General features: G+C 75.6%; 1 pseudogene. It reads right to left on the bottom strand.

The annotated features are described in order from the left end of the window. Positions 1-1,459, bottom strand: a pseudogene (locus tag ACWDSL_RS53395) (hypothetical protein); the annotation flags it as partial.

Genomic DNA, 1,459 nt, shown 5'->3' with positions numbered 1-1,459 from the left:
TCGGTCCGTACCCGCTCGCTCTCGGCGGTGGCGGACGCGCGCGTCTCCTCGGCGCCGGTCTTCGCCTTGGCCAGTACGTCCTCGGCGGTGCCGGCCGCCTCCTCGATCTGCTGGACCGCCTCCCGGCGGGCCTCGGCGCGGATCCGCTCGCCCTCGGCCACCGCCTCCGCGCGCAGCTGCTCGGCCTCGCCGCGCAGCCGGCGGGCCTCCTCCTGCAGCTCGACGGTCTTGGCGCGGTACTCCTTGGTGTCGTCCTTCGCCGCGCCCTTCAACTGCTCGGCGCTGTCGTGCGCCTCGGCCCGCAGCCGGTCCGCCTCGGCCTCCGCCTTGGCCCGGATCAGCTCCGCCTCGTCGGCCGCCGCCTTGGTGGTGGCCTGCGCGTTCTCCGAGGCCTTGGTCAGCACCTCCTCGGCGCTGCGGGCCGCCCTGGCCAGCTGGGCGGCCGAGTCCTCGGCGGTCTTGGCGCGCGCGGTGTCCTCGGCCTCGGCGATCAGCCGCTCGGCCTTGGCGCGGGAGTCGTCCCGTACCTGCTCGGCCTCGGCGCGCAGCGCCTCGGCCTCCTTGGTGGCCTCGCCGACCAGCCGGGCGATCTCCGCCTTGGCGGTCCGGGTGCGCTGCTCGTTGTCCGTCTCGGCGGCCGACAGCCGCTTCTCGGCCGCCTCCCTGGCCTCCGTGAGCACCTTGTCGGCCTCGAGACGCGCCTCGCGCAGCGATGTCTCGGCCTCCTGCATGCGCAGCTCGGCAGACCGGGTCAGCTCGGTGGCCTGCCGGCGCGCCTGGTCGGACTCGGAGGCGGTGGAGGTGCGCAGCTGCTCCGCGTGGTGGCTGGCCTCCTGCGCCTGGGCGCCGGCCGTGTTCACCAGCCGCTCGGCCTCGGTACGGGCGCGGCGCAGGATCGCCTCGGCCTCGGAGCGGGCCGACTCCGCCTCCGAGCCGAGCCGGTCGCGGGTCTGGTCGGCCAGCCGCTGGGCCTCGGCACGGGCGGCGGCCAGGGACTGCTCGGCCTCGGTGCGCGACTCGTCCAGGAGCCGGCGGGCCTGCGCCTCGGTACGGGCGCGCAGTTGCTCGGCCCAGGCGACGTTCTCGTTGACGTGCGACTCGACGGTGGCGCGGCGCTCGGCGAGCTCCTGGTCGAGCCGCTGACGGCGCGCCACGGCCTCGGCGTGCAGCTCGGCTTCGAGCCGCGCCTGCCGCTCGGCCTGCTCCTGCAGCAGCCGCTGGGTCTGGGCCCGGGTCTCGCGCACCTCGCGCTCGGCCTCGGCGCGCACCTGTTCCGCCTGCACCTGCGCGTTCCGCAGCAACTGCTCGGCCTGGTAGCCGAGGTTGGCGCTGTCGTAGGCAGGGCGGCTCGCGAGATTGCGGCGCGCCTCGTGCAGCTTGGCGCGCAGCACCTCGACTTGGTAGCCGAGGTCGTCGGCGTGCTGGACGGCCTTTTCCCGCTCGGTCTTCAGCCGCTCCA

The organism is Streptomyces sp. NPDC000941 (assembly GCF_053599555.1).
This window is presented reverse-complemented; position numbering and strand designations above follow the sequence as displayed.